Genomic DNA, 25339 nt, shown 5'->3' on the forward strand with positions numbered 1-25339 from the left:
GCCTCAAGGCCCCACTGACTCGCACCAGTAGATGGCAAAACCTCTAAAAGGTCGCGTTCAAATGGCGCACTGTGGTGATCACAGCTCAGTAAAGTTGCTTGAGAAACGGCCAGCGACAACTATCTACCTCGCCCTCAATAGCGCAGCAGTTTTCTTCGAATACCACTGATTTAACAGCACTTTAGCGAGAATACTCAACTTACCCCTACCGAACTCAACAACGTCGGCATATGTGGGCAAACGCGTTGCCTTTTGAGTTGGCGCGCAATTTGCCATGTATTCATTGTTAGTCGCTCCCGAAATGCTCGGGGTCACTCAACGATGCCTTACATCAATAAGCACACAGAGGTAATCGGACCAGTCTAGTGAAACTGGCCCTTTTTGCTTATTGGAGTAAACATATGTCGCGCGTATTAGAGTTTCGAATTAAATGCTGCAGTGTAATCTTTAGCGCTCTGCTGCTAGCTACTGTCTTGTCTGGTTGCACAGCCTCTCGGGCCCCTTGCCTACAGTACGAAACCAGAAGTATTCATAAGACTATCTTATTGAGAGGCCATGGATACATGGACGTAATCACCGACAGTCTGGTCTGTGCTTCTAGAGAAGAGCTGTACTCACTGAATTAGCCAGTAGAGTTGTATGACGCGTGTTGACGCGTGTTGACCCGTGTAAGCCTCGTGCATAGACTCTTGAGACTTAGCGCGGCAGAAGTCCTGACCTGCGCCCACGCTCAATATCTCAAGAGGTTCTCTATGGCAATCAGCGAAGAGAGGGTGAAATGGACCCGCTCCGAACTGAAAGGCGGAGCGACTATCGAAGAGACCCGCCGCGCTCTTGAAGAACAAGGCTTTACCGCTAAAGATGTTAAGTACGCGTTAAAGAAGGCTGCTCCAAGAGCGGATTACAAAAAACTGGCAAAGCCAGAGGCTGCGCAAGCGGGATCAAAAAGTAGCTACCTTCACGCTGATTATCGGGCACTGGCCGAGCCTAAGCTCGTACGAGACGCTGGCAACAGCAATGTCACGACATTGTTCGAAGACGAGTTACAGCTGTATGCCATTCGGAATTTTCTAAGTGCTCGTCAATGCGAGCAACTAGTCAACGCTATTAAAGGGGATGCACATCCGTCGAAGGTTGATAGTTATGATCAACAGTCAGATATGCGCTCCAGTCGTACTTGCAGCCTAAGAATTCATGAACATCCTTTCGTAGGCAGCATAAATACCGCCATCGCAAACACCCTTGGGCTGAGTAACACTTGGGCCGAGGTAACGCAGGGACAATGGTATGAACCCGGACAGCAATACAAGCCGCATCCGGATTACTTTGTCCCGGGTACCGCCGAGTATGATCGTTTTGCGAAAACTGGCGGACAGCGAACCTGGACGTTCATGATTTACCTGAACCAACCCGAAGCGGGCGGTGGCACCCATTTCCTTAAGGTGGATGAGACTATCCTGCCCGAGCAAGGAATGGCCATTTGCTGGAACAACTTACTCCGTAGCGGAGCCCCAAACCCCAACACCGTCCATGCAGGCCTGCCTGTAGAGGCTGGATCAAAGTTCATCATTACCAAATGGTTCAGAGACCGAGGGACGGGGCAGCCTTTTACGGCTTAAGCCTTAAAAGATAAGAACCTGGAATACAAAGACCCATGACTACACAAGCCCCAAAGTTGAGCTTACAAGTGTGAGCACCTGGCTTCACCGAACTTATTCACAAACCACAGTGTCTGCGCTCACCCCCCAACGGCACAGGTCAGGTAATCCGTACTCTTTCCAAACCGCTGTGAGGCCAATGCGCTGGGCCCAGTCAGAGAACTCCGGGTGAGTTCTTATCTTTCGAGATTGCTCATCGCTATTCCAAACCTGCATCAACATGAAACCACGATTGGCGTAAGGTAGTTCCTCAAAGGCCTGCATAAAAAGTGCCGCCTCTCCCATAATACGGAGCCCCTCGAGTAAAGGCGTACTGCCACGGGGCTTGGGCGCGTCTAACACGTCTATCAAGAACTTGCGAAACAAACGAACAGCCACCGGATCGCCAGCGTAAATCGCCTTAGAAAAAATAATCCATTCCGCTTTAGAGATGGGGTAGCCGATATACGCTTGTACGCGCTCCCGCGCTTGCACGTAGTATGCAACCGCGTCTTCCTGTCTTCCTTGCAGGCTCATCATGCGAGCTACGCCGCCTGCTGCGGCCGCGTACCCCATTGCCTCAGCCCGACGTAACATCCGCTCCGCTTCGGGTAAATCTCCCATGGCGGCTACCGCAATGCCAAAATTGAGAAGTGTTTGTCCCACCGCGGGATCAAGGGCTATCGAACGTTCAAAGTAGGGTAACGACGCGCGTGTTTGCCCGTACATTGCATGGGTGAATGCCATTACAAACGCACCCTGCGCATCTGACCACTCGCCTATGTCCGATCCCCCAGAGATGCCTAACTCGTTCGACTTGTCACGCAGTCGACGCGCTTTTAAAAACTCGCCGCGCACCGTCGCATTGGACGATTGGAGGCCAATGGCGACGGCGTGGTTTGGATGGGTTTTTAGAACCTCTTCAACCACAGCTTCGGACTTACGAATGTAGACGAAGTCGTCTTCTACGGGTACGTAAGTTGGGAACGTATAGTAGGCGGCGGCCAGCGCTGTTTTTGCGTCAACAAATTGAGGATCTAGAGCTACTGCCTGTTCTAGTAATGCCACGGCCTCCGTGAGATTTTCCCGGCCCCAGAATTTCCACAGCCTCGCCGTGCCTCGAAGATAAAGATCATAGGCCTCGGTACTTTCGGTTAGGCGTGGAGCAAGGCGCGCACCGTCCTGCGGTGAGAATAAGGGCTCCAGTTCTTGGGCTATCTGGTTAGCTATGCGATCTTGCAAGTCAAAGACATCGTCTAAGGTGCCGTCATAAACTTCTGACCACAAATGAAAGCCATCTTCTGCGCGGATCAGTTGCGCGGTTATACGTACTCTCTCGCCCTGTTTGCGCACGGAACCTTCCAGAACCGTAGCCACACCCAGCACTGCCGCAATTTCTCTGAGATCGATGTTTCGTCCTTTAAACGCGAAGGACGACGTTCGACCACTGACCTTTAGCTCCGGCACGCGTACCAGGGCATTGAGTATCTCTTCCGCAATACCGTCAGAGAAATACTCTTGGTCGCCGGTCGCGCTCATATCCGCAAAGGGTAGGACTGCAATAGACTGTGGCGTAACGTCTCCGCGCGTATCCGCTGCGATATCAACAATAGCATCTTCAAAGCTTAAGACCGCATCGTCGGAAGAAAGCGCAGGAACTCGCCACCACGACCAGACCATCACCCCGGCGACGCCGATTAGGCCGCAGACGATTAGGGCGTCTACAAAACCACCGGACTTAACGGCGTTGCTTACATTTAATGGGTCGTCCTCGGATCGGCGAATCCCTTCAGGGGTTAACTCAAACGCCCAGGCGAAAACCAGGGCAACTGGAAAGCCCAATAACAGAAGAGAAACAACCAAACTATCAAACCAGGCCGGTAGGGATAGCGATGACTCCAGTGTGGAGGCTATCTGGGCTAGCAGCCAGCCAACGACCGCATAAACACCGGCGACTCGAAACACATTTCGTTGTTTTAGCTTAGAGTAAAAGCCGGGCACGGGAACGACCTGAATAATTTGAGCGCAGGCTACCACGCTTTAAGGCGCTCGTGTAACAGCTGTTGCCACGCAATAAAAAACCCCAACCGAGCATTCGGTTGGGGTTTTCTATTTTGGCGCCTGGCGATGACCTACTCTCACATGGGGAAGCCCCACACTACCATCGGCGATGCATCGTTTCACTGCTGAGTTCGGGATGGGGTCAGGTGGTTCCAATGCTCTATGGTCGCCAGGCAAACTGGCATGTTGGGGGTGATTGCAACGCGTGGCTGCCATATAAAGTACCCGCCAACAAATTAGGTCGGTAGTTCAAGCTGAGGGCCGGGTGTTCATTCCGGCTTTGTCTTGCTGTCTTGCTTTGTCTTACTTTGGTGTGTTGCTACACACTCTGACTCAATCACAACATCCGTAGTCTTCTCTCTGTTGCCAGCGTGTCGCCAGCTCCAAATAACTTGGATTATATGGTCAAGCCTCACGGGCAATTAGTACTGGTTAGCTCAACGCCTCACAACGCTTCCACACCCAGCCTATCAACGTAGTAGTCTTCTACGGCCCTTCAGGACCCTCAAGGGGTCAGGGAGAACTTATCTTGGGAGGGGCTTCCCGCTTAGATGCTTTCAGCGGTTATCCTGTCCGAACGTAGCTACCCGGCAATGCGTCTGGCGACACAACCGGAACACCAGGGGTTCGTCCACTCCGGTCCTCTCGTACTAGGAGCAGCTTCCCTCAATTCTCCAACGCCCACGGCAGATAGGGACCGAACTGTCTCACGACGTTCTAAACCCAGCTCGCGTACCACTTTAAATGGCGAACAGCCATACCCTTGGGACCGGCTTCAGCCCCAGGATGTGATGAGCCGACATCGAGGTGCCAAACACCGCCGTCGATGTGAACTCTTGGGCGGTATCAGCCTGTTATCCCCGGAGTACCTTTTATCCGTTGAGCGATGGCCCTTCCATTCAGAACCACCGGATCACTAAGACCTACTTTCGTACCTGCTCGACTTGTCAGTCTCGCAGTCAAGCGCGCTTGTGCCTTTACACTAACCTCATGATTTCCGACCATGATTAGCGCACCTTCGTGCTCCTCCGTTACGCTTTGGGAGGAGACCGCCCCAGTCAAACTACCCACCACACACTGTCCTCGATCCCGATCAGGGACCTGAGTTAGAACCTCAACATTACCAGGCTGGTATTTCAAGGACGGCTCCACAATGGCTAGCGCCACTGCTTCAAAGCCTCCCAGCTATCCTACACAAATAAGGTCAAAGTCCCGTGTGAAGCTATAGTAAAGGTTCACGGGGTCTTTCCGTCTAGCCGCGGGTACACTGCATCTTAACAGCGATTTCAATTTCACTGAGTCTCGGGTGGAGACAGTTTGGCCATCGTTACGCCATTCGTGCAGGTCGGAACTTACCCGACAAGGAATTTCGCTACCTTAGGACCGTTATAGTTACGGCCGCCGTTTACCGGGGCTTCAATCAAGAGCTTCTCCGAAGATAACCCCATCATTTAACCTTCCGGCACCGGGCAGGCGTCACACCCTATACGTCCACTTTCGTGTTTGCAGAGTGCTATGTTTTTAATAAACAGTCGCAGCCAACTGGTCACTTCGACTGCCGTCAGCTTAGGGAGCAAGTCCCATCACCAACAGCAGCGTACCTTCTCCCGAAGTTACGGTACCATTTTGCCTAGTTCCTTCACCCGAGTTCTCTCAAGCGCCTGGGTATTCTCTACCTGATCACCTGTGTCGGTTTACAGTACGGTTCCTTCATATCTGAAGCTTAGAGGCTTTTCCTGGAAGCATGGCATCGACCACTTCGCTTGTCGCTCTCGCTCGAAGCTCGTCATCAGTTCTCGGCCTTAAGATCCCGGATTTACCTAAGATCTCAGCCTACAACCTTAAACGCGGACAACCATCGCCGCGCTGGCCTAGCCTTCTCCGTCCCCCCATCGCAATATGAAGAAGTGCAGGAATATTAACCTGCTTCCCATCGACTACGCATCTCTGCCTCGCCTTAGGGGCCGACTCACCCTGTCCCGATTAGCGTTGGACAGGAAACCTTGATCTTCCGGCGGGGAGGTTTTTCACCCCCCTTATCGTTACTCATGTCAGCATTCGCACTTCTGATACCTCCAGCAAACCTCCCGGTTCACCTTCAACGGCTTACAGAACGCTCCTCTACCATGCATGCAAGCATGCATCCGCAGCTTCGGTTACCAATTTAGCCCCGTTACATCTTCCGCGCAGGCCGACTCGACTAGTGAGCTATTACGCTTTCTTTAAAGGGTGGCTGCTTCTAAGCCAACCTCCTAGCTGTCTAAGCCTTCCCACATCGTTTCCCACTTAATTGGTATTGGGGACCTTAGCTGGCGGTCTGGGTTGTTGCCCTCTCGACAACGGACGTTAGCACCCGCTGTCTGTCTGCCGTGATTGTACTCCTGGGTATTCGGAGTTTGCATGGGGTTGGTAAGTCGGGATGACCCCCTAGCCCAAACAGTGCTCTACCCCCCAGGGTAAGACACGACGCTCTACCTAAATAGATTTCGAGGAGAACCAGCTATCTCCGGGCTTGATTAGCCTTTCACTCCGATCCACAGCTCATCCCCTAATTTTTCAACATTAGTGGGTTCGGCCCTCCAGTTAGTGTTACCCAACCTTCAGCCTGGCCATGGATAGATCGCCCGGTTTCGGGTCTATTGCCTGCAACTAAACGCCCTATTAAGACTCGGTTTCCCTACGCCTCCCCTATACGGTTAAGCTTGCTACAGACAATAAGTCGCTGACCCATTATACAAAAGGTACGCAGTCACAGAACAAGTCTGCTCCCACTGCTTGTACGCACACGGTTTCAGGATCTATTTCACTCCCCTCTCCGGGGTTCTTTTCGCCTTTCCCTCACGGTACTGGTTCACTATCGGTCAGTCAGGAGTATTTAGCCTTGGAGGATGGTCCCCCCGTCTTCAGTCAAGATATCACGTGTCCCGACCTACTTATCGCATGCTCAGTACCACTTACAGATTTTCGTGTACGGGGCTATCACCCTCTATCGCCGGACTTTCCAGACCGTTCCACTAATCCACAAGCTATTACATGCAGGCTCTTCCCCGGTCGCTCGCCGCTACTGGGGGAATCTCAATTGATTTCTTTTCCTGCGGGTACTTAGATGTTTCAGTTCCCCGCGTTCGCCTCTTTAACCTATGTATTCAGTTAAAGATACCCAACTTACATTGGGTGGGTTTCCCCATTCGGACATTCCCGGATCAAAGGTTGGTTGCTACCTCCCCGAGACTTTTCGCAAGCTCCAACGTCCTTCATCGCCTCTGACTGCCAAGGCATCCACCGTGTGCGCTTAGTCACTTGACCATATAACCCAAGTTATCTTTCAACTTACGCTATCTAATCTAGAAGACTCCCGTCCACGCCCTTAAGCAAAGCTTTACGTGGCCGGGTTTAGTAAAGATCGTTTGAGATAGATGAGCGGTTAACTCCGTCTATCCGACTCCGATCCGCCGGATGTTGTGACGCTTAAGTCACAGTATGTTTTGCAACATATTTTACAACTCGTCGTGATAACGGGGAATTGAATACCCGCTATCACTGAACAATTTATCTAAGAACTGTCTGACTCACACTCGCACACCAACGGCGTGCTTCCTGTGCTTCAGCTCAGCTCAAAGACTCAGCTTGATCTACCTTGTTAAAGAACATCTGGCGTCGCTTGGACAAACCAGAACCGGTTATAAAAACCAGAGGCAGGTACAGCACGCTGTACCTGCCTCTGATTTCGTTAATGCCATGTGTCTCTCTATTCCTTCAGTAACGTTCTTTCTATCTAAGGACGCGCTAGTAATGGTGGAGCTACGCGGGATCGAACCGCGGACCTCCTGAATGCAAATCAGGCGCTCTCCCATCTGAGCTATAGCCCCTCGTCCTGCGACACGCCCTAGCTAAGTGGTAGGCCTGGGCAGATTTGAACTGCCGACCTCACCCTTATCAGGGGTGCGCTCTAACCAACTGAGCTACAGGCCTGCTGTTACTTATGGCATTAACCGATTAGATGAAGACAAAAGTGTGAGCACTCGTCAGGTAGTGCTTATCGTTTAAGGAGGTGATCCAGCCCCAGGTTCCCCTAGGGCTACCTTGTTACGACTTCACCCCAGTCATGAATCACTCCGTGGTGATCGCCCTCCCGAAGGTTAGGCTAACCACTTCTGGAGCAACCCACTCCCATGGTGTGACGGGCGGTGTGTACAAGGCCCGGGAACGTATTCACCGTGACATTCTGATTCACGATTACTAGCGATTCCGACTTCACGGAGTCGAGTTGCAGACTCCGATCCGGACTACGAAACGTTTTGTGGGATTCGCTCCCCCTCGCGGGTTTGCTGCCCTCTGTGCGTTCCATTGTAGCACGTGTGTAGCCCAGGCCGTAAGGGCCATGATGACTTGACGTCGTCCCCACCTTCCTCCGGTTTGTCACCGGCAGTCTCCTTAGAGTTCCCACCATTACGTGCTGGCAACTAAGGACAAGGGTTGCGCTCGTTACGGGACTTAACCCAACATCTCACGACACGAGCTGACGACAGCCATGCAGCACCTGTCACTAGATTCCCGAAGGCACTCCCGTATCTCTACAGGATTCCTAGGATGTCAAGGCCTGGTAAGGTTCTTCGCGTTGCATCGAATTAAACCACATGCTCCACCGCTTGTGCGGGCCCCCGTCAATTCATTTGAGTTTTAACCTTGCGGCCGTACTCCCCAGGCGGTCTACTTATCGCGTTAACTTCGCCACCAAGAAATCAAGTCTCCCAACGGCTAGTAGACATCGTTTACGGCGTGGACTACCAGGGTATCTAATCCTGTTTGCTCCCCACGCTTTCGCACCTCAGCGTCAGTGTCGAGCCAGGAGGCCGCCTTCGCCACCGGTATTCCTCCACATATCTACGCATTTCACCGCTACACGTGGAATTCTACCTCCCTCTCTCGCACTCCAGTCGGCCAGTATCGGGTGCAATTCCCAGGTTGAGCCCGGGGCTTTCACATCCGACTTAACAAACCGCCTACGCGCGCTTTACGCCCAGTAATTCCGATTAACGCTCGCACCCTCCGTATTACCGCGGCTGCTGGCACGGAGTTAGCCGGTGCTTCTTCTAAAGGTAATGTCACAGCTAAGCAGTATTAATACTTAACCTTTCTTCCCAATTGAAAGTGCTTTACAACCCGAAGGCCTTCTTCACACACGCGGCATGGCTGCGTCAGGCTGTCGCCCATTGCGCAATATTCCCCACTGCTGCCTCCCGTAGGAGTCCGGGCCGTGTCTCAGTCCCGGTGTGGCTGATCATCCTCTCAGACCAGCTATGGATCGTCGCCTTGGTAGGCCTTTACCCCACCAACTAGCTAATCCAACGCAGGCTCCTCCAATAGCGCGAGGTCCGAAGATCCCCCGCTTTCTCCCTTAGGACGTATGCGGTATTAGCATGGGTTTCCCCATGTTGTCCCCCACTACTGGATAGATTCCTACGCGTTACTCACCCGTCCGCCGCTCTACTCATACCGAAGTATTTTCGCGCTCGACTTGCATGTGTTAGGCCTGCCGCCAGCGTTCAATCTGAGCCATGATCAAACTCTTCAGTTTAATCTTTAACCTCAGCCATCAGGCATGAGGGTTGGTTTTCACAGTTACCCGCGCTCACCAACAAATCTCGGCTCAGACACAATTCGAAATCAAAAATTACTGCGCCACCAAATCTCCAAAGAGATTCAATGACTTTGAATTGATGAGTCACTTGTTGTGTCTGAATAGTCGTTAAACAACTATCCCAACAAGTGCCCACACTTCTGTCTTCATCTTCTTGTTAAACATCCACTAAATCGCTTGGGATTAGTGTTTTCCGACAACCCTCAGGCTGGCGGAGGCGCGCATTATACGCATGCGCGATAAGCGCACAAGCCTTTTTATAAAAAAAGTTTTTAAGCCGTCTCGAGACTTTAGATTCGGGCTAACTGCGCCAGCGTCGAAGCTGCTCTACGGGCCCAGAAAGCGCATAGGCAAGAGACGCTAAAAGCAGGATTTTAGGCGGGTCAACGGTGACTAGTCCGAACACTAGAACCACCGCAAGGATAGCGACAAAAGGTACCCGCCCATTCAGATCAAACCCTTTAAAGCTGTGGTACGGCACATTAACCACCATCAGAATCGCCACAACCGCTGTCAGGGCAGCGACAACAATAGCAAGCTCGATCGGCAGAGCATCGCCTACCCAACCCTGGTCCTGGCAAACCCAAACGGCACAGGCCATTATGCAAGCGGCGGCAGGACTCGCCAGCCCCATAAAGAAGTTCGGGTCACCCACACCCACCTGCGTGTTAAAACGCGCCAAACGCAGCGCGGCGCAGGCGACATACACAAAGGCTGCACTCCAGCCCACCTTACCCAGGTCACCCAGTGCCCAACTGAACATCACTAGAGCAGGAGCGACACCGAAAGACACCATGTCCGCAAGGCTGTCATATTCAGCGCCAAATTTGCTGGCAGTGTTAGTTAGACGGGCGACGCGTCCATCAAGGCCGTCAAACACAAGCGCAAAGAGAATAGCGATGGGCGCTGTTTCGTAGTCTCCACGCATGGCCGCAACCACGGCATAGAAACCGCAGAACAAGGCACCCGTAGTAAACAAGTTGGGAAGGAGATACACACCGCGGCGCTTAACCGTACGACCGTTCTCCGAGACCTCTTCTTCGTGATCTTCAATCAAGCTCTCGATGGAGCTCGCAGCCTCACCGAGACTGTCCGTCAGCGAACTTGCCGCACTGCTATTCACTTCATTCGCTTTAGTAGCGGCGATCGGGGACGAGCCTCCTTCTGCTTCTTTCTCAACGGAAACATCGGAATTCACGTCCGCGCCGGCATTGCTTACTTCGTGTTTTGAGTCGTAATCGGCCATGGGTTGAACCCTGTTATTAGGCGCCAAGTCTAGCAGATAGAATCTAGAGCTCGTGAGCCACCTGCCAAAGACCGCGGACAACCGGGTCTGCCAACCGCGGCTGACGTGTGCACAAGCCAATCTCAAAGGCCGGCAAATCCTCTTCTAAAGTCATCACTCTCAAGCTTGATTGAAGACCGCTGGCATCCACGACTAGGCGGGGGAGCACAGCGACACCCAAGCCAAGAGACACCATTGCGACGATAGCCTCATGCCCCGCCACACGCGCATAAATTGCGGGCTGGCGTGCAAAACGCTCACCAAGCCATCGATCAATCAAATCTTTGCTTACCCCACGCTCCGGCAATACCCAGGGAGCGTCTTCCAATGCTTCCCAAAGGGCAGAGCCAGACACTCCCGCAAGCGCATCACGCAGAGCACAATCAACTAACGGCATACACAGACACAACGGCGTACTCGCGAGCGGACTAAAAGCGAAGCTTTCGTTCAAGCCTTCAGGACGCGCGATGACAGCGACGTCGGAGTTCCCGCGCCGCACTCGTTCCATACCATCTGCCTGATCACCCGTCTGCAGCAGTATTTGTACGCGGGGGTAGGCTTCTCTATATGCCGCGAGTAGCGGCGAAAGAAGCCTATGTGTCGCCGTGACGGAACAAAAGATTCTCAACTCCCCCTGCAAACTTCCGTCATCGCCCAGCGATTGTTGAAGCGACCGCCAGTCGGAGAGCATACGCTCGGCTACGATCTGGAGTCGTCGCGCTGCCGGCGTTGCCGTCATTCCACGACGATCGCGGTCGAACAAGCGCTCTCCCAGCGCCTCCTCCAGTCGCAAAATGGTGCGACTAACTGCAGATACACTCTGGTGCTGCTCTGCAGCCGTTTGGGTAAAACTCAAGTTACTGCAAACGGACAAGAATACTTGTAGCGACTTTAAATCCATGGGTAGCGTTTTTCGCAAAACAGTTTTAATTATATAGCGTTTTACGCAATCAAAACATTCCTTTAACATTTCGCGCTTTACACACCTAAGGACCACCCTCATGGGACAGAACTATTTCAACACCCTTCCCCTGCGCCTCCAGTTAGAGCAACTGGGTAAATGTCGCTTCATGGATGCCAGTGAATTTGCAGACGGCGTCGAGAAGCTACGAGGCAAGAAGCTCGTAATCATCGGCTGCGGCGCTCAGGGACTTAACCAAGGTCTCAATCTGCGCGACAGCGGGCTCGATGTCAGCTATGCGCTGCGCGATTCGGCAATTAGTGAGCAGCGTCAGTCCTGGCGAAACGCCACAGAGAATGGGTTCACTGTAGGCACCTATGAAGAGCTGGTTCCCACCGCCGACGTGGTCCTCAACCTGACACCGGACAAGCAGCACAGCGCTGTTGTCACCGCAGTAATGCCGCTAATGAAGCACGGTGCTTGCCTGTCTTATTCCCACGGTTTCAACATCGTAGAAGAAGGCATGCAAATCCGAGATGACCTTACGGTAATCATGGTGGCTCCCAAGTGTCCAGGTACTGAGGTACGTGAAGAGTACAAACGAGGATTTGGTGTCCCCACCCTGATTGCTGTACACACCGAGAACGATCCCAATGGCGATGGCATGGAAATCGCCAAAGCTTATGCGGTAGGTACCGGCGGTCACCGAGCTGGTGTATTGCAAAGCTCCTTTATCGCCGAAGTGAAGTCAGACCTCATGGGCGAGCAGACAATACTCTGCGGCATGCTCCAGACAGGCTCTATCCTGTGTTTCGACAAGATGGTCGAAAAAGGTATCGATGCGGCTTACGCATCCAAGCTCATCCAGTACGGATGGGAGACTGTTACCGAAGGACTTAAGCACGGCGGTATCACTAACATGATGGATCGCTTGAGTAATCCGGCAAAGCTACGCGCCTTTTACCTTGCGGGCGAGCTCAAGAACATCATGCGCTCACTGTACGAGAAGCATCAGGACGACATCATGACCGGTACGTTTTCGCGGACCATGATGGAAGATTGGGCGAACGATGACGTTAACCTCCTGAGCTGGCGCTCTGCGACCGCCGAAACCGCCTTTGAAAAATCCGAGAACAGCACCCAAGAAATTGGTGAGCAAGAATTCTACGATCACGGCATCCTCATGGTAGCCATGGTAAAAGCCGGCGTAGAACTAGCTTTCGAAACGATGGTCGCCGCGGGAATCATTGACGAATCTGCGTATTACGAGTCGCTTCATGAAACTCCCCTGATTGCTAACACCATCGCGCGCAAAAAGCTGTATGAAATGAATGTAGTAATCTCAGACACTGCAGAATACGGCTGTTACCTCTTTGACCACGCCTGCCGACCTCTATTGGCGGACTTCATGAAAGACATAGAAACTGACGTGATCGGCAAAGGTCTGGGTGATGACAACACTGTCGACAATCAGGAACTCATCCGAGTGAACGAAGCGATTCGCTCCCATCCGGTAGAGACCGTAGGAACAATGCTCCGCGGTCACATGACCGCTATGAAGAGCATCCTGTAAGACAACACTTTAAGTTGAAGAACAGCTGCGGCCCTAGGGCCGCAGCACTTTCTCACCACGGGCAATACCTGCAACGCCCGAACGAACAACTTCAAGAATATCTGCCTCGGGAATCGCAGTCACAAACGAGTCGAGTTTATCCGTGGTTCCCGCCAATTGAATGGTATACACCTTAGGACCCACGTCCACGATCTGGCCTCGAAAAATATCGGTAGTCCTTTTGATCTCTTCTCGCTGCGTTGAATCTGCACGCACCTTTATCAACATAAGGTCTCGCTCTACGTGAGCGCCTTCAGTTAGATCTACCAGCTTCACCACATCTACCAGGCGATTTAAATGCTTGGTGATCTGTTCGATATGCCGGTCGTCGCCAAAGGTCGTCAGCGTCAACCGCGATAAGGTAGCGTCTTCGGTAGCAGCTACATTGAGGGTTTCAATGTTGTAACCACGCTGAGAAAACAGACCCACCACCCGGGATAGAGCGCCTGGTTCGTTTTCCATCAGTATAGAAATAATGCGTCGCATGTCAGCTCCTCTCATTCTTGCTAAGCCACATGTCTTTCATCGAGCCATTTGGCGCAACATGCATGGGGTAAACGTGCTCCATGGGATCGACATACACATCCAGAAAAACCAATCGGTCCTTCAGTGCAAACGCCTCCGCCATTTTCTCGTCGAGCTCAGCCTTATCCCGCACGGTTATACCCACATGCCCATAGGACTCGGTTAGCTTCATGAAATCAGGCAAGGAATCCTCGTAAGTACTCATGGCATAACGCCCCTCGTACTGCATGTCTTGCCACTGCTTCACCATGCCAAGGTAGTTATTGCGCAGATTGATAATCTTCACAGGCGTGTTGTACTGCAGACAGGTAGAGAGCTCCTGAATGTTCATTTGAATACTGCCTTCTCCGGTAACGCAGGCAACCTCTTCCTCAGGAAAGGCAAGCTTTACGCCCATGGCTGATGGCAAACCAAATCCCATCGTTCCCAAGCCACCAGAGTTAATCCAGCGTCGCGGCTTATTGAAGCGATAATACTGAGCCGCAAACATCTGATGTTGCCCCACGTCCGAGGTAACAAAAGCATCACCTTTCGTGATGCGGTAGAGACTCTGAATCACTTCCTGCGGCTTAATGTAATCACTCTCGCCAAAGCGACGACCCGTCCAAAGACCATGACTGGCGCGCCACTCTTCTATTTGCGACCACCAGGAATCTAGCGAAACAGGCTCCTGAAATTCATCGCCGTCCTGCGCACCGCGAATAGCGACCATTAGATCTGTAAGGACCGCACGCACGGGACCGACAATAGGAATGTCTGCCGTTACAGTTTTAGAAATCGCTGCGGGATCCACGTCGATATGAATGATTTTTGCCCCGGGACAGAACTTACTCACAGTATTCGTCACCCGGTCATCAAATCGCGCGCCGACGGCCAAAATAACATCGGCGTTATGCATCGCCATGTTGGCCTCATACAAACCGTGCATGCCCAACATGCCAAGGAACTGCCTATCGGACCCTGGATACGCGCCAAGACCCATCAAGGTATTCGTCACGGGAAAATTGAGATGCTGAGCCAACTCTGTCAATAGGTCACTGCCTTCGCCGAGGATAACTCCACCACCTGAGTAAATAATGGGTCGCTTGGCGGACAGCAGCAGCTTCGCGGCTTTACGAATCTGCCCGCTATGGCCGCGCACGGCAGGAGAGTAGGAGCGTAGCTTTACGCTCTCTGGATATTCGTAAGGAAAACGCTCATCTGGACGTGTAATGTCCTTCGGAATATCGATAACTACCGGGCCGGGGCGGCCACTGGCTGCGATATGAAACGCCTTTTTGATAACTCCTGGAAGCTGGCTTGCGTGGCGCACCTGAAAACTGTGCTTCACGATAGGCCTGGAGATACCGAGCATATCGGTTTCCTGAAAAGCGTCTTCGCCGATTAAATGGCTTTGCACCTGACCCGACAACACCACCATGGGAATAGAGTCCATGTAGGCCGTTGCAATACCGGTTACGGCATTTGTCGCGCCGGGGCCCGAGGTAACAAGCACCACACCCGGCTTACCTGTAGCCCTGGCATAGCCATCGGCCGCATGGGTAGCGGCCTGTTCATGGCGGACCAGAACGTGGGGCACACTTGCCGCCTTGAACAAGGCATCGTAGATGTGCAGAACAGCACCACCGGGATACCCAAAAATAAAATCAACGCCCTCGTCTTCCAGGGCTCTCGCTATCATTTCACCACCGGAGAGCATCTCAACACCCTCCTCTAAATTTGCGGCTACCTCTAACTCTGCGTTCACAATCGTAACTCCCGCTCGTGCCAACGCTTACCCTCGCCAGCAACAAACAGTATTTCGCGGCCACTGAAAAGCGGACACGGCTTTTTCGTCAACCACAGGTCTAGCGTCAAAAACAGAGGGATAACAAGCACGAAGGGACCCCGTGTCGCTGTCGCCCTGCGCGGTAACGCAGTGTGGACTGCTGAATTTCGCGATCTACATCGAGAAGCTCAGCCGACGGGACGTAACAACAGTCGATTCGGATAATCGCACCGAAACGAGGGCCAGGGGCAGAGGGTACTCTGCATTGCCATTGCCATAATTACGACGGCGCAATTCTGGTGATGGACGGTCTCAATGTCAACGGTAGCAATTACAGGTTTTCTTGGCAGATTGGGTTCACTATTGACTAAACGCGTCAATTGCACCCAAGTTCATGCTTGGGTATGGTTCAAAGGCCAATTAAGCGGAGTTACCCGTGAAAAATTCAGATCGATGCGTAGCAGTTCCATGCGGCAACAGTACAGCGCCCAGCGGCTACATCACAGCGGTGCTAATGGCGCTAGCCTGTGTTTGCGCAATATTGATTACCGTGCCGAGTGCGTCCGCGGCTGACACCTACTACCGCTGGAAGGATGAGCAAGGCAAGCTTGTAGTGAGTGACCGCCCCCCAGTGTCTGAAGACATAGAGTACGAGGTCGTGTCACAACGCTCCTCTCTAATACGCCGGGTTCAGCCGGGAGAGGGCGCGGTCCCCAAGGAAGTCACTCCCCGCCCGGGCAATGAATTCACCCAAGTTGATTCGCGACAGGAAGAAATGGAAATTGTCGCCAAGAATCCCGAAAGCTGCGCACGCGCAAAAGCTAACTTAGAAACACTCAATACCGCCGCGCGTATCAGAATTCGGGACAAAACCACGGGGGAGCTTCGCTTCATATCCGAAGAAGAGAAAGAGACCCAGCGTCAAAAAGCGCAGGACACCATCAGAGTTCACTGCGCTTAAAGTTCGCCGCGATTAGTTGCTGCCCTAGCCGGATCCCCGCCGCCTCTTACTGCTACTGCGCTCGCTAGCAAGGGAGACACTCGCTGCGTCAGCGTCAGCGGGGACCCTACCGTTTAATTACAACAAGGCTTAGTGCACCGTCTCTGTCTGCGACTCACCGTCAAAACTCGGCCTGTCATCAATCCAATCTGCGACGATTCTCTGCCCAGGCGCAAAGTCTCCTGCCAGAAGTTTCTGCGCCAGTGGATTCTCCAACTGTTGCTGGATCGCCCGCTTGAGGGGACGCGCGCCGTAAACGGGATCGAAGCCGCCTTCGACCAGCTGTTCCATAAAGCTGTCGGTAACCTCAAGCCCCAGCTCTCGCTCGGCGAGTCGTGATCGAAGTCCTTCGAGCTGGATAGTGGCGATGCCACGAATCTGCTCCTGCAGTAGTGGGTGAAACACCACTGTCTCATCCACACGGTTGATAAACTCAGGGCGAAAGTGTTGAGAGACAACGCCCATGACCGCGGACTTCATTGCGTCGTAGTTCTCATCCCCGGCAAGCTCTTGGATCAGATCTGACCCCAGATTAGACGTCATCACGATCACCGTGTTACGAAAATCGACGGTTCTACCTTGACCATCGGTGAGCCTGCCATCATCCAGCACTTGTAACAAAATATTAAAGACATCCGGATGCGCCTTTTCGATCTCGTCGAGCAGCAGTAGGGAATAGGGGCGACGACGCACAGCCTCAGTCAGGTAACCGCCCTCCTCGTAGCCCACATATCCCGGGGGCGCACCAATGAGGCGTGCAACGGAATGCTTCTCCATAAATTCAGACATATCGATGCGCACCATTGCCTGCTCGCTGTCGAACAGAAAATCCGCCAGCGCCTTACAAAGCTCGGTCTTACCCACACCGGTAGGTCCCAAAAACAAAAAGGATCCATTAGGACGACCAGGGTCAGAGAGACCGGCGCGAGATCGACGTACCGCATTCGCAACGGCAACTACAGCCTCATCCTGTCCGACAACCCGATCATGAAGAGCATCCTCCATGCGCAGGAGCTTATCTCGATCCCCCTCCAACATTTTAGAAATGGGGATACCCGTCCAGCGTGACACAACCTCAGCAACCTCTTCATCGGTGACCTTATTGCGCAGAAGGGTTCGCTCTACATTTTCAGCCGCCTGCGCCTGTGTGAGCTTCTTCTCGAGTTCCGGGAGCTTGCCGTACTGTAGTTCTGACATCCGGGTTAAATCGCCCGCACGACGCGCCGTTTCAAGGTCTAACTTTACTTGTTCTATATCACTTTTAACTGATGCGGCGCCCTGCAGTGAGGCCTTCTCCGCCTTCCACACCTCCTCCAAGTCAGCAAATTCTTTCTCGATCCCGGTTATCTGCTCATTCAGCAGTGCCAGTTGCTTCACTGCGGACTCATCTTCATCTTTGCGAACGGCTTCCCGCTCGATCTTAAGCTGAATGAGTCGTCGCTCGAGGCGATCAAGCGCCTCAGGCTTGGAGTCAATCTCCATCCGAATACGACTGGCCGCTTCATCAATGAGGTCAATAGCCTTGTCAGGAAGCTGTCGGTCGGTGATGTAGCGCTGTGAAAGCTGTGCTGCGGCAATGATTGCCGAGTCGGTGATGTCCACACCATGGTGGACCTCATAGCGCTCCTTAAGACCTCGCAGAATAGCTATTGTGTCTTCTTCGCTGGGCTCTTCTACCAAGACTTTTTGAAAGCGCCGCTCTAGCGCTGCGTCTTTCTCAACATGCTGTCGATACTCGTTGAGTGTGGTCGCGCCCACGCAATGGAGTTCTCCCCGAGCCAGAGCCGGCTTTAGCATATTGCCTGCATCCATCGAGCCTTCGGCCTTGCCCGCGCCGACCATGGTGTGAATCTCATCGATAAAGAGAATCACACGGCCTTCTTCTTTAGACAGCTCATTGAGGAGCGCTTTCAGTCGCTCTTCAAATTCACCGCGGAATTTTGTCCCCGCCAGCAAAGCGCCTAAATCCAACGACAGAATTCGCTTGTCGCGCAGACCCTCGGGCACTTCGCCGTTAATAACGCGCTGAGCGAGGCCTTCAATAATCGCTGTTTTACCCACTCCGGGTTCACCGATGAGCACTGGATTGTTTTTGGTACGGCGCTGCAAAACCTGCACCGTCCTGCGAATTTCATCGTCCCTACCGATTACCGGATCCAGTTTGCCGTCGCGCGCACGCTCAGTGAGATCAATGGTGTATTTCTCCAGAGCCTGCCGCGTCTCTTCGGCATCGGCGCTATCCACGGAAGCACCTCCGCGAACAGCCTCCACAGCCGCTCCAAGACTATCCTGTGTAACACCGCTATTAGTGAGCACTTTGCCCACAGCACCCCCCGCCTCCAGCAAAGACTGAAGCACAAGCTCGCTGGAGATAAAGCTATCCCCACCCTGCTGGGCTTTTTTGTCGCTCAAATTCAATACCCGGCTTAGATCCGGAGATACGTGGACTTCGCCCGTGGAGTTCTGCACCACGGGCATAGCGTCCAACAGGGATCGCAAAGATTGCTGCATGGCGTCGATGTTCGCGCCTGCTCTTTGCAGCAATGGCCTCGCAGACCCTTCTTGCTGATTGACTAGCGCCTGTAAAAGGTGCGCAGAATCAATCTGATTGTGGTCCCGACCAACCGCCAGTGACTGAGCATCGGCCAGGGCGTTTTGCAGGGGATTGGTTAACTTGTCCATTCTCATAACTATCTACCTCCACAGCGATTCAAGGATCACCGTCAGCCAACGCTGTCGTTGGCGTGATCATTTATACCCTTATAGATATTGGGGTTTAAGGATCAATTTCAAGAGCTAGCAGTTACTTATCCCGGAGTATGAGGCAGGCCATTCGTCCGGTTACCCCGTCTCTACGATAAGAAAAAAACCGGTCGGGTTCGTTCACAGTACAAGCGTTAAGACTACTGACATTAAACACACCAAGCCTTTGCAGGCGCAGCCTCGTCAACTCGGAGAGATCTGCAAGGTAATGTCCGGCGTGATGGGGAGACAAACGAAAACATGCGGATAGACCCGAGCCACTATCTCCTGTAATGAATGCTGCTCTCACTTCAGGACCAACTTCAAAAACCTCTTTGCCAATTGCCGGCCCCAGCCACGCACAGATTTCCTCCGGAGGAACTTTAAGGGCTGACACCGCCGAATCCAGCACGCCTGCGGCCAAACCTCTCCAGCCTGCATGCACTGCTGCTACGACGTCACCGCGCTGGTCAGTCAACAACACGGGTAAGCAGTCCGCAACCATGACCGCACAGGCGATACCGCTCTCGCAGGTCCAGCAGGCGTCAGCTGGCAAGGGCGTGGTAATGCTGTCGCTTGCTGCTACAACGCGAATGCCGTGAACCTGATCCATCCACGCAATTTTTGTGTCTTCCGGTAGATGGCTCTGAAGCACGGCACGGTTCTCTAGAACGGCCTCCTCACGGTCTCCAACATGGAGTCCAAGATTGAACCCCCTGAAAGGACCTTCGCTATGCCCACCCTCCCGAGTGGTATAAAAAATACGAACGTTGACGGGCCAGTCCTCGAGCGAGGCTTCCTCAACGCTCATGACTGACTAATACTCCAGCCCATCATGTTCGGAGTTCTCCTCCGTCAATATCTGGAGCAGCCGCTCCAAATCATCGGCTAGAGGCGACTCAAAACTGCAATAATCGCCGGACCCCGGATGTACGAAGCTCAAGCAGCGAGCATGGAGAGCCTGCCGCCGAAACTCGCGGAGCGTATCGGCTAGCCTATCACTGCACCCTCTGGGGAGCTGCAGCCGGCCGCCGTAGACAGGGTCTCCCAGCAACGGGTAGCCCCGATGGGCCATGTGTACGCGTATCTGATGGGTCCGCCCGGTTTCGAGTTGCACGTTCAGTGCCGTGTACTGCGCGAACCGCTGGGCGATGCGGTAATGTGTCACCGCAGGCTTCCCGCCATTGGCGACCACTGCCATACGGGTTCTTTGTCGCGGGTGACGACCTATAGCGGCTTCTATACGTCCACCGCCGCTCGGCACCCCCCGGACGATCGCAAAGTACTCCCGCTGCACATCTTTCTTTTGCAGCTGTGCCACGAGACTACGGTGGGCATTCAGAGTTCCTGCGACAACCAGCAGACCACTTGTTTCTTTATCAAGACGATGGACAATTCCACCCCTGGGCACCGCCTCCAGAGCGGGCCGGTGATTCAAGAGCGCATTCACCAGGGTGCCATGATGATTTCCCGCCCCGGGATGCACCACTAGCCCCGCGGGTTTATCGATCACCAGAATTTCCTCGTCTTCGTAAACAATATCCAGCGGCAAGGCCTCTGCCCCCCAAGAGACTTCACTCTCCAGCTCGGCACTTAGACTGAGCACCGCACCGCTCTCAACCGCATCGCGAGGGCGCGCTTTCGCGCCATCCAGTAAAAGCTGCCCACCGCGGATCCAGGTCTGCAACCGCGCACGGGAGAACTCAGAAAACAGCTGTGCCGCAGCCTGATCGAAACGCGCCCCCGCAAGATCGTCTCCGGCGGTCGCATTTCTCTCAATCAAACGCTTTTCGATTGTCTGTTCTATGGTTTATGGACTCCCGCGGCTGTGCTTAAATAGCGCCCTTCTTTTATTCGCCGATTTTAGCATGAGCCTTTTTAGTACCCTCGACACGTCAGCCAAGCGCTGGTCTTATCTCATTAGCCTGCTCTCGGTTTTGCTGATAAGCGGCTGCGCGAACAACGACGAAGAAGGTGACTTCTCGGCAGATAGCGGCGAACAGCAAATCTATGATGAAGCGCAGCGCTATCTCAACGCGCGAAATTTTGATCTGTCGATACGCGCCTTACAGGCTCTTGAATCCAGATACCCTTTTGGCCGTTACGCAGAACAGGCTCAGCTGGAGCTGATCTACGCGCATTATGGGGCCTATTCTCCCGAGGCAGCGGTGGAGGCCGCAGACCGCTTTATCCGTCTGCACCCTCAACATCCTAATGTCGACTACGCCTATTACATGAAGGGCCTGGCAACAGCTACAGCCAGCCAGGACTTCCTTTCCCGCTTTACCCCAACCGATAAGACGCTCAGGGATACAAGCTTTGCCAAGGAAGCCTTTGCAGAGTTTTCTCAGCTTGTTACCCGTTTTCCCGACAGCCCCTATGCTGCGGACGCCAAGTCTCGAATGGTCTACCTGCGCAACCTCTTGGCACGCAACGAGATTCATGTGGCCAACTATTATTTCCGCAGAGGCGCTTACCTAGCGGCTGCAAACCGTGGTCGTTATGTGGTGGAGAACTTTCAGCGAACCCCCGCTGTGGGTGATGGCCTAGCAGTTATGGCGCAGGGCTATCTGATTCTTGGCATGGACGACCTCGCCCAGGACGCAATCGACACGCTGGCGCTTAACTACCCAGACCACCCTGCGCTCAACGAGGACGGTGAATTCGATACGGTCTACACCCAAGACGGTGTGCAGCGATCAATTATCAACAAGCTCAGCTTCGGCCTTTTCGATCCGCCGAAGCCACCTCAGTTCGATAGCCGCAAAGGGATCAGCTAAGGTCTTTCAGTCGCCGATACGCCAGGCTGAGGTGATCGGGTAACGACGATCCCGCCCAAACCCTCGCTGGGTAATACGAACACCAATAGGCGCCTGCCGGCGCTTGTATTCGTTAATGTCGACCAGTCTCACTGCGCGCTCAACATCTTCCCGGGCGATGCCTTCAGCAATAATGGCTTCAGCGCTGAAATCTTGCTCAACGTACAGCTCCAAAATTCTATCAAGGACATCGTAAGGTGGCAGGCGATCCTCATCTTTTTGATCAGGAGCCAGCTCTGCTGACGGGGGCCGCTCAATAACCCGATCAGGGATACAAGGGCCAAGACTGTTTCGGTAGCGGCAGAGTTCGTAAACCAGCGTTTTCGGCACGTCTTTGAGTACGTCAAAGCCTCCTGCCATGTCGCCGTAAAGCGTTGAATAGCCCACCGCCAACTCGCTCTTGTTCCCCGTGGTTAACACCAGAGACCGTTTCTTGTTTGAGATAGACATGAGCAGAACCCCTCGACAGCGGGCTTGCAGGTTCTCTTCTGTCGTATCGGCACTAAGCCCCGCAAACTCGTCGCTTAAAGCTGCCAAAAAGCTCTCATAAATCGGCTCAATAGAGATAACGCTGTGACGAACACCAAGCGTCGCGCTTTGCTCCGCAGCGTCGGCAATACTGATATCAGATGTATAACGAAAGGGCATCATTACTGCTTCTACCCGCTCCGCCCCCAAGGCATCTACTGCCACGGCGAGAGTCAGGGCAGAATCAACACCGCCAGAGAGACCGAGAACAACACTCGGAAAGCCATTCTTGTTTACATAGTCACGCATGCCCAAAACCAGCGCCTGCCAGATCGCCGCGAGTTCATCCAAAGGCTCCGCCAACGCTGACTGCCTAAAACCCCGACCTGCTTCCCCTCCAGGGAACTCACACCAATCAGCAGCCGATTCAAAGCGCGCACTCTGCGCTGCGAGACTACCGTTACTACCCATAGCAAAGGAGCCACCATCAAATACCAGCTCGTCCTGCCCCCCTACCTGATTCACATAAACCACGGCGACCTGATTGTCGCAGCATCGCTTGGCGACTAAATCCATGCGTTCCTGCTGTTTCCCCCGATGGAAAGGCGACGCGTTGAGATTAATCAACAGCTCAGCGCCTGCAGAAGCTGCCGCAGCGCTAGGCCCGGGCACCCAAATATCTTCACAGATACTGAGACCCACCTTTGTACCCTGAATGTCAAAAACACAGGGCCGTGAACCGGCAGCAAAATATCGTTTCTCGTCAAAGACCTGATAATTGGGAAGCTCGTTCTTGTGGTACTCGACTTTTAGTTCCCCCTCGTGGAACACGCCCGCACAGTTATAAAGAATATCGCCCCTGCGAATGGGATAGCCGACAATGACCCAAGCGTTTGAAGGCAGTTCCCGACACAAGCGGTCAATCGAGTCGTTCACACGCTTACACAGCGCTGGCCGTAGTAACAAGTCCTCTGGCGGATAGCCGGAAAGCGTCAATTCGGGAAAAACCACAACCGGCGACTCCTGACTTAGGGAAGCCTGATTTGCGATTTGAATAACCTGATTTGTGTTACCGACAAAATCGCCCACATGAGTGTTTATCTGGGCCATCAAAATGTGCATAGAGCGTATCCAACTTTCCGGGTGCGCTATTGTCAGCGATCTAAGGCAGGCTGACTAGATGGGACGAAAACACCAATAGCACTGCTAGAATGAGGTCTCGCAGTCACAGTCACCCTAGATTGGATAGAAATCCGTGAGCAGTCCTGCCATTTTAGTCCCCCCCGGCGCGATGGGATCCGAACAGAATTTGCTGCTGTTTCGGATTTATCTAATCTACCGTACCGTGCTGTCGGTGGTTTTCCTGCTCCTGATTACGATTCCCGCGTCTCGTCAACTCGTGGGAGCGCAGAACCCGACTTTATATATCGCAGTAAGCAGTGTGTTTCTGTTCAGCAACATTGCCTTGCTCGGCGTTGTTGCAGCTCGATGGCAAAGCTCCAACGCGAGACTGGTGCTGCTTTTTAGCGTTGATATTGTATGCATTACGCTGTTGAGTGACTCCTCAGGTGGCATGAGCAGCGGCTTGCCATTGTTACTGGCAATCACCGTTGCTTCTAGTGCGGTTCTGATCAGCAACCGTACCGTTGCGACGCTCGTGGCCGCACTGACCGTACTGGCTGTATTGGGAGATACCCTCCGGCTGATCTCTACAACGGATGCGGGCGTCACAGCGCTTTTCCCCGCAGGTTTGCTCGGCCTACTGTTTTTTATCGTGTCCGGCATCGTCCAACTCGTCGCCCTTAGGCTGGGACGTGTGGAGGCCCTCGCCAGTGAACGCGCGAGTGACATCTATCGCCTGCAACGACTGAATGAGCAGATTGTGCAGAACATGCAAACGGGAATTCTCTTGGTCGACTCTCAGAATCGTGCCAGGGTGCTCAATGCTGCAGCGGGCAGACTATTAGATCCCAGCAGACCCATTGCGCTGGAGCAGGGTCGGTCTCTTACCGACTACAGCGACGCGCTTGCTGAACGGATTGAAGAATTTCGCCGCAGCGGTCGCCAAGTAGGCTCACCCTTTGAAGCGGGCGGAGATGGTGCGGAACTCGTCGCGCGATTTCACAGTCTCGAGGGCGGTGAAGAAGACCAAACTCTAGTGTTCCTCGAGGACTATCGGCCGGTAGCAGCCTACGCGCAGTCCCTGAAGCTATCCTCGCTGGGCCGCCTAGCCGCTAGCATCGCTCATGAAATCCGTAATCCCTTGGGCGCTATCAGCCATGCTTCACAGCTACTCAACGAGTCCCCTACGCTGGCACCCGACGATAAGCGCATGGTGGACATGGTGCTCACAAACAGTCAGCGGGTGAATGACATAGTAGAAAGTGTGTTGCAGATTTCGCGACGGGAACCGCCAAAACTGGAAACATTGAAACTCGTCGAATGGATGAGCGGCTATTCCGAGCACTACCATAGTGCCAGAGATAATCCGGGCAAACTTAACATTGAGTACGTCGCTCCGACGGCTTGCGTGCTTGTAGACCCGGAGCATCTCCAGCGCGTACTTGATAATCTGGTAGACAACGCCATGCGGCACAGTGAACTCGCCACCGGCGAGTGCTCCGCTGAACTGAGAATTCGAGTGGATCGCAAAAAGCGTGAGTGTGTCATTGACGTTTACGACGATGGTATCGGAGTTAGCGAAGCAGACATCCCTCGGCTCTTCGAACCTTTCTTTACGCGCAGCCAGGGCGGAAGTGGGCTCGGACTGTACCTTTGCCGTGAGCTGTGCGAACTCAATCAAGCCCGAATCGCCTATCTGCCGACCACCGAGGGTCGAAGTCGCTTTCAAATCACCATAGAGCATCAGGAGTAATCAAG

The 25339-nt window shown here is 53.4% G+C and carries 14 protein-coding genes, 2 tRNA genes and 3 rRNA genes; 5 read left to right on the plus strand and 14 right to left on the minus strand.

Annotated elements, in window-relative coordinates:
* The first annotated feature begins 752 nt into the window (after positions 1 to 752).
* Positions 753 to 1619 (plus strand): prolyl hydroxylase family protein, encoded by an 867-nt coding sequence (locus R0137_RS14665; protein WP_407327148.1) that lies wholly within the window; start codon positions 753 to 755, stop codon positions 1617 to 1619.
* A 93-nt stretch (positions 1620 to 1712) separates the two neighbouring features.
* Here R0137_RS14665 and R0137_RS14670 read toward each other — a convergent pair whose 3' ends face one another.
* From R0137_RS14670 to ilvY, 8 genes are all read right to left on the minus strand, one after another.
* Positions 1713 to 3638, minus strand: a complete 1926-nt coding sequence (locus R0137_RS14670) for a tetratricopeptide repeat protein (protein ID WP_407327149.1) — start codon at positions 3636 to 3638, stop codon at positions 1713 to 1715.
* Positions 3639 to 3756: 118 nt separating this feature from the next.
* Positions 3757 to 3872, minus strand: a 5S ribosomal RNA gene (gene rrf / locus R0137_RS14675).
* Positions 3873 to 4099: 227 nt separating this feature from the next.
* A 23S ribosomal RNA gene (locus R0137_RS14680) occupies positions 4100 to 7004 on the minus strand.
* Positions 7005 to 7491: 487 nt separating this feature from the next.
* A tRNA-Ala gene (locus R0137_RS14685) sits at positions 7492 to 7567 on the minus strand.
* A 26-nt stretch (positions 7568 to 7593) separates the two neighbouring features.
* Positions 7594 to 7670: transfer RNA gene (locus R0137_RS14690), tRNA-Ile, on the minus strand.
* A gap of 72 nt (positions 7671 to 7742) precedes the next feature.
* Positions 7743 to 9276, minus strand: a 16S ribosomal RNA gene (locus tag R0137_RS14695).
* The 16S, 23S and 5S rRNA genes sit together here with 2 tRNA genes alongside, the layout of an rRNA operon.
* Before the next feature lie 364 nt (positions 9277 to 9640).
* On the minus strand, positions 9641 to 10585 hold the full coding sequence (pssA, locus tag R0137_RS14700; RefSeq protein WP_407327150.1) for a CDP-diacylglycerol--serine O-phosphatidyltransferase: 945 nt from the start codon (positions 10583 to 10585) through the stop codon (positions 9641 to 9643).
* A 43-nt stretch (positions 10586 to 10628) separates the two neighbouring features.
* On the minus strand, positions 10629 to 11525 hold the full coding sequence (gene ilvY, locus R0137_RS14705; RefSeq protein WP_407327151.1) for an HTH-type transcriptional activator IlvY: 897 nt from the start codon (positions 11523 to 11525) through the stop codon (positions 10629 to 10631).
* A 100-nt stretch (positions 11526 to 11625) separates the two neighbouring features.
* Here ilvY and ilvC point away from each other — a divergent pair, with 100 nt between their 5' ends.
* The gene (ilvC, locus tag R0137_RS14710; RefSeq protein ID WP_407327152.1) at positions 11626 to 13098 is read left to right on the plus strand and encodes a ketol-acid reductoisomerase; all 1473 of its coding nucleotides are present in this window, start codon (positions 11626 to 11628) and stop codon (positions 13096 to 13098) included.
* Positions 13099 to 13131: 33 nt separating this feature from the next.
* On the opposite strand, the gene ilvN is transcribed toward ilvC, so the two are convergent.
* Positions 13132 to 13623, minus strand: coding sequence for an acetolactate synthase small subunit (ilvN, locus tag R0137_RS14715; protein ID WP_407327153.1), 492 nt, complete (start codon positions 13621 to 13623; stop codon positions 13132 to 13134).
* A 1-nt stretch (position 13624) separates the two neighbouring features.
* Positions 13625 to 15361, minus strand: coding sequence for an acetolactate synthase 3 large subunit (locus tag R0137_RS14720; protein WP_407330029.1), 1737 nt, complete (start codon positions 15359 to 15361; stop codon positions 13625 to 13627).
* Positions 15362 to 15866: 505 nt separating this feature from the next.
* On the opposite strand from R0137_RS14720, the gene R0137_RS14725 reads away from it, so the two are divergent.
* Positions 15867 to 16391 (plus strand): DUF4124 domain-containing protein, encoded by a 525-nt coding sequence (locus R0137_RS14725; RefSeq protein WP_407327154.1) that lies wholly within the window; start codon positions 15867 to 15869, stop codon positions 16389 to 16391.
* A gap of 129 nt (positions 16392 to 16520) precedes the next feature.
* Here R0137_RS14725 and clpB read toward each other — a convergent pair whose 3' ends face one another.
* From clpB to rluD, 3 genes are all read right to left on the minus strand, one after another.
* Positions 16521 to 19118: an ATP-dependent chaperone ClpB gene (gene clpB, locus R0137_RS14730; protein ID WP_407327155.1), complete on the minus strand. Its 2598-nt coding sequence runs from the start codon at positions 19116 to 19118 to the stop codon at positions 16521 to 16523.
* A gap of 115 nt (positions 19119 to 19233) precedes the next feature.
* On the minus strand, positions 19234 to 19983 hold the full coding sequence (gene pgeF, locus R0137_RS14735) for a peptidoglycan editing factor PgeF (RefSeq protein WP_407327156.1): 750 nt from the start codon (positions 19981 to 19983) through the stop codon (positions 19234 to 19236).
* 6 nt (positions 19984 to 19989) lie between these two features.
* Positions 19990 to 20955 carry a 23S rRNA pseudouridine(1911/1915/1917) synthase RluD gene (gene rluD, locus R0137_RS14740; RefSeq protein WP_407327157.1) on the minus strand — a complete coding sequence of 322 codons (966 nt, stop codon included), beginning with the start codon at positions 20953 to 20955 and terminating at the stop codon, positions 19990 to 19992.
* An 85-nt stretch (positions 20956 to 21040) separates the two neighbouring features.
* On the opposite strand from rluD, the gene R0137_RS14745 reads away from it, so the two are divergent.
* A complete protein-coding gene (locus R0137_RS14745) occupies positions 21041 to 21952 on the plus strand; it encodes an outer membrane protein assembly factor BamD (protein WP_407327158.1) in 912 nt (303 codons plus the stop codon).
* 6 nt (positions 21953 to 21958) lie between these two features.
* Here the strand turns inward: R0137_RS14745 and R0137_RS14750 are convergent, their stop codons facing one another.
* On the minus strand, positions 21959 to 23581 hold the full coding sequence (locus tag R0137_RS14750; RefSeq protein WP_407327159.1) for an NAD+ synthase: 1623 nt from the start codon (positions 23579 to 23581) through the stop codon (positions 21959 to 21961).
* Between the two features lie 133 nt (positions 23582 to 23714).
* Between R0137_RS14750 and R0137_RS14755 the strand changes: the two genes are divergently transcribed.
* The gene (locus tag R0137_RS14755) at positions 23715 to 25334 is read left to right on the plus strand and encodes a sensor histidine kinase (protein WP_407327160.1); all 1620 of its coding nucleotides are present in this window, start codon (positions 23715 to 23717) and stop codon (positions 25332 to 25334) included.
* The last annotated feature ends 5 nt before the right edge of the window (positions 25335 to 25339 follow it).

Origin of the sequence: Congregibacter brevis (genome assembly GCF_045689245.1) — a bacterium.
Classification (GTDB): domain Bacteria; phylum Pseudomonadota; class Gammaproteobacteria; order Pseudomonadales; family Halieaceae; genus Congregibacter; species Congregibacter brevis.

What these genes read in the sequence shown, in the direction of transcription:
- R0137_RS14665 (WP_407327148.1), top strand. Translation starts at nt 753, where the DNA reads ATGGCAATCAGCGAAGAGAGGGTGAAATGGACCCGCTCCGAACTGAAA.
- pssA (WP_407327150.1), bottom strand. Translation starts at nt 10,585, where the DNA reads ATGGCCGATTACGACTCAAAACACGAAGTAAGCAATGCCGGCGCGGAC.
- ilvY (WP_407327151.1), bottom strand. Translation starts at nt 11,525, where the DNA reads ATGGATTTAAAGTCGCTACAAGTATTCTTGTCCGTTTGCAGTAACTTG.
- ilvC (WP_407327152.1), top strand. Translation starts at nt 11,626, where the DNA reads ATGGGACAGAACTATTTCAACACCCTTCCCCTGCGCCTCCAGTTAGAG.
- ilvN (WP_407327153.1), bottom strand. Translation starts at nt 13,623, where the DNA reads ATGCGACGCATTATTTCTATACTGATGGAAAACGAACCAGGCGCTCTA.
- R0137_RS14720 (WP_407330029.1), bottom strand. Translation starts at nt 15,361, where the DNA reads ATGCTCTCCGGTGGTGAAATGATAGCGAGAGCCCTGGAAGACGAGGGC.
- clpB (WP_407327155.1), bottom strand. Translation starts at nt 19,118, where the DNA reads ATGAGAATGGACAAGTTAACCAATCCCCTGCAAAACGCCCTGGCCGAT.
- pgeF (WP_407327156.1), bottom strand. Translation starts at nt 19,983, where the DNA reads ATGAGCGTTGAGGAAGCCTCGCTCGAGGACTGGCCCGTCAACGTTCGT.
- R0137_RS14745 (WP_407327158.1), top strand. Translation starts at nt 21,041, where the DNA reads ATGAGCCTTTTTAGTACCCTCGACACGTCAGCCAAGCGCTGGTCTTAT.
- R0137_RS14750 (WP_407327159.1), bottom strand. Translation starts at nt 23,581, where the DNA reads ATGCACATTTTGATGGCCCAGATAAACACTCATGTGGGCGATTTTGTC.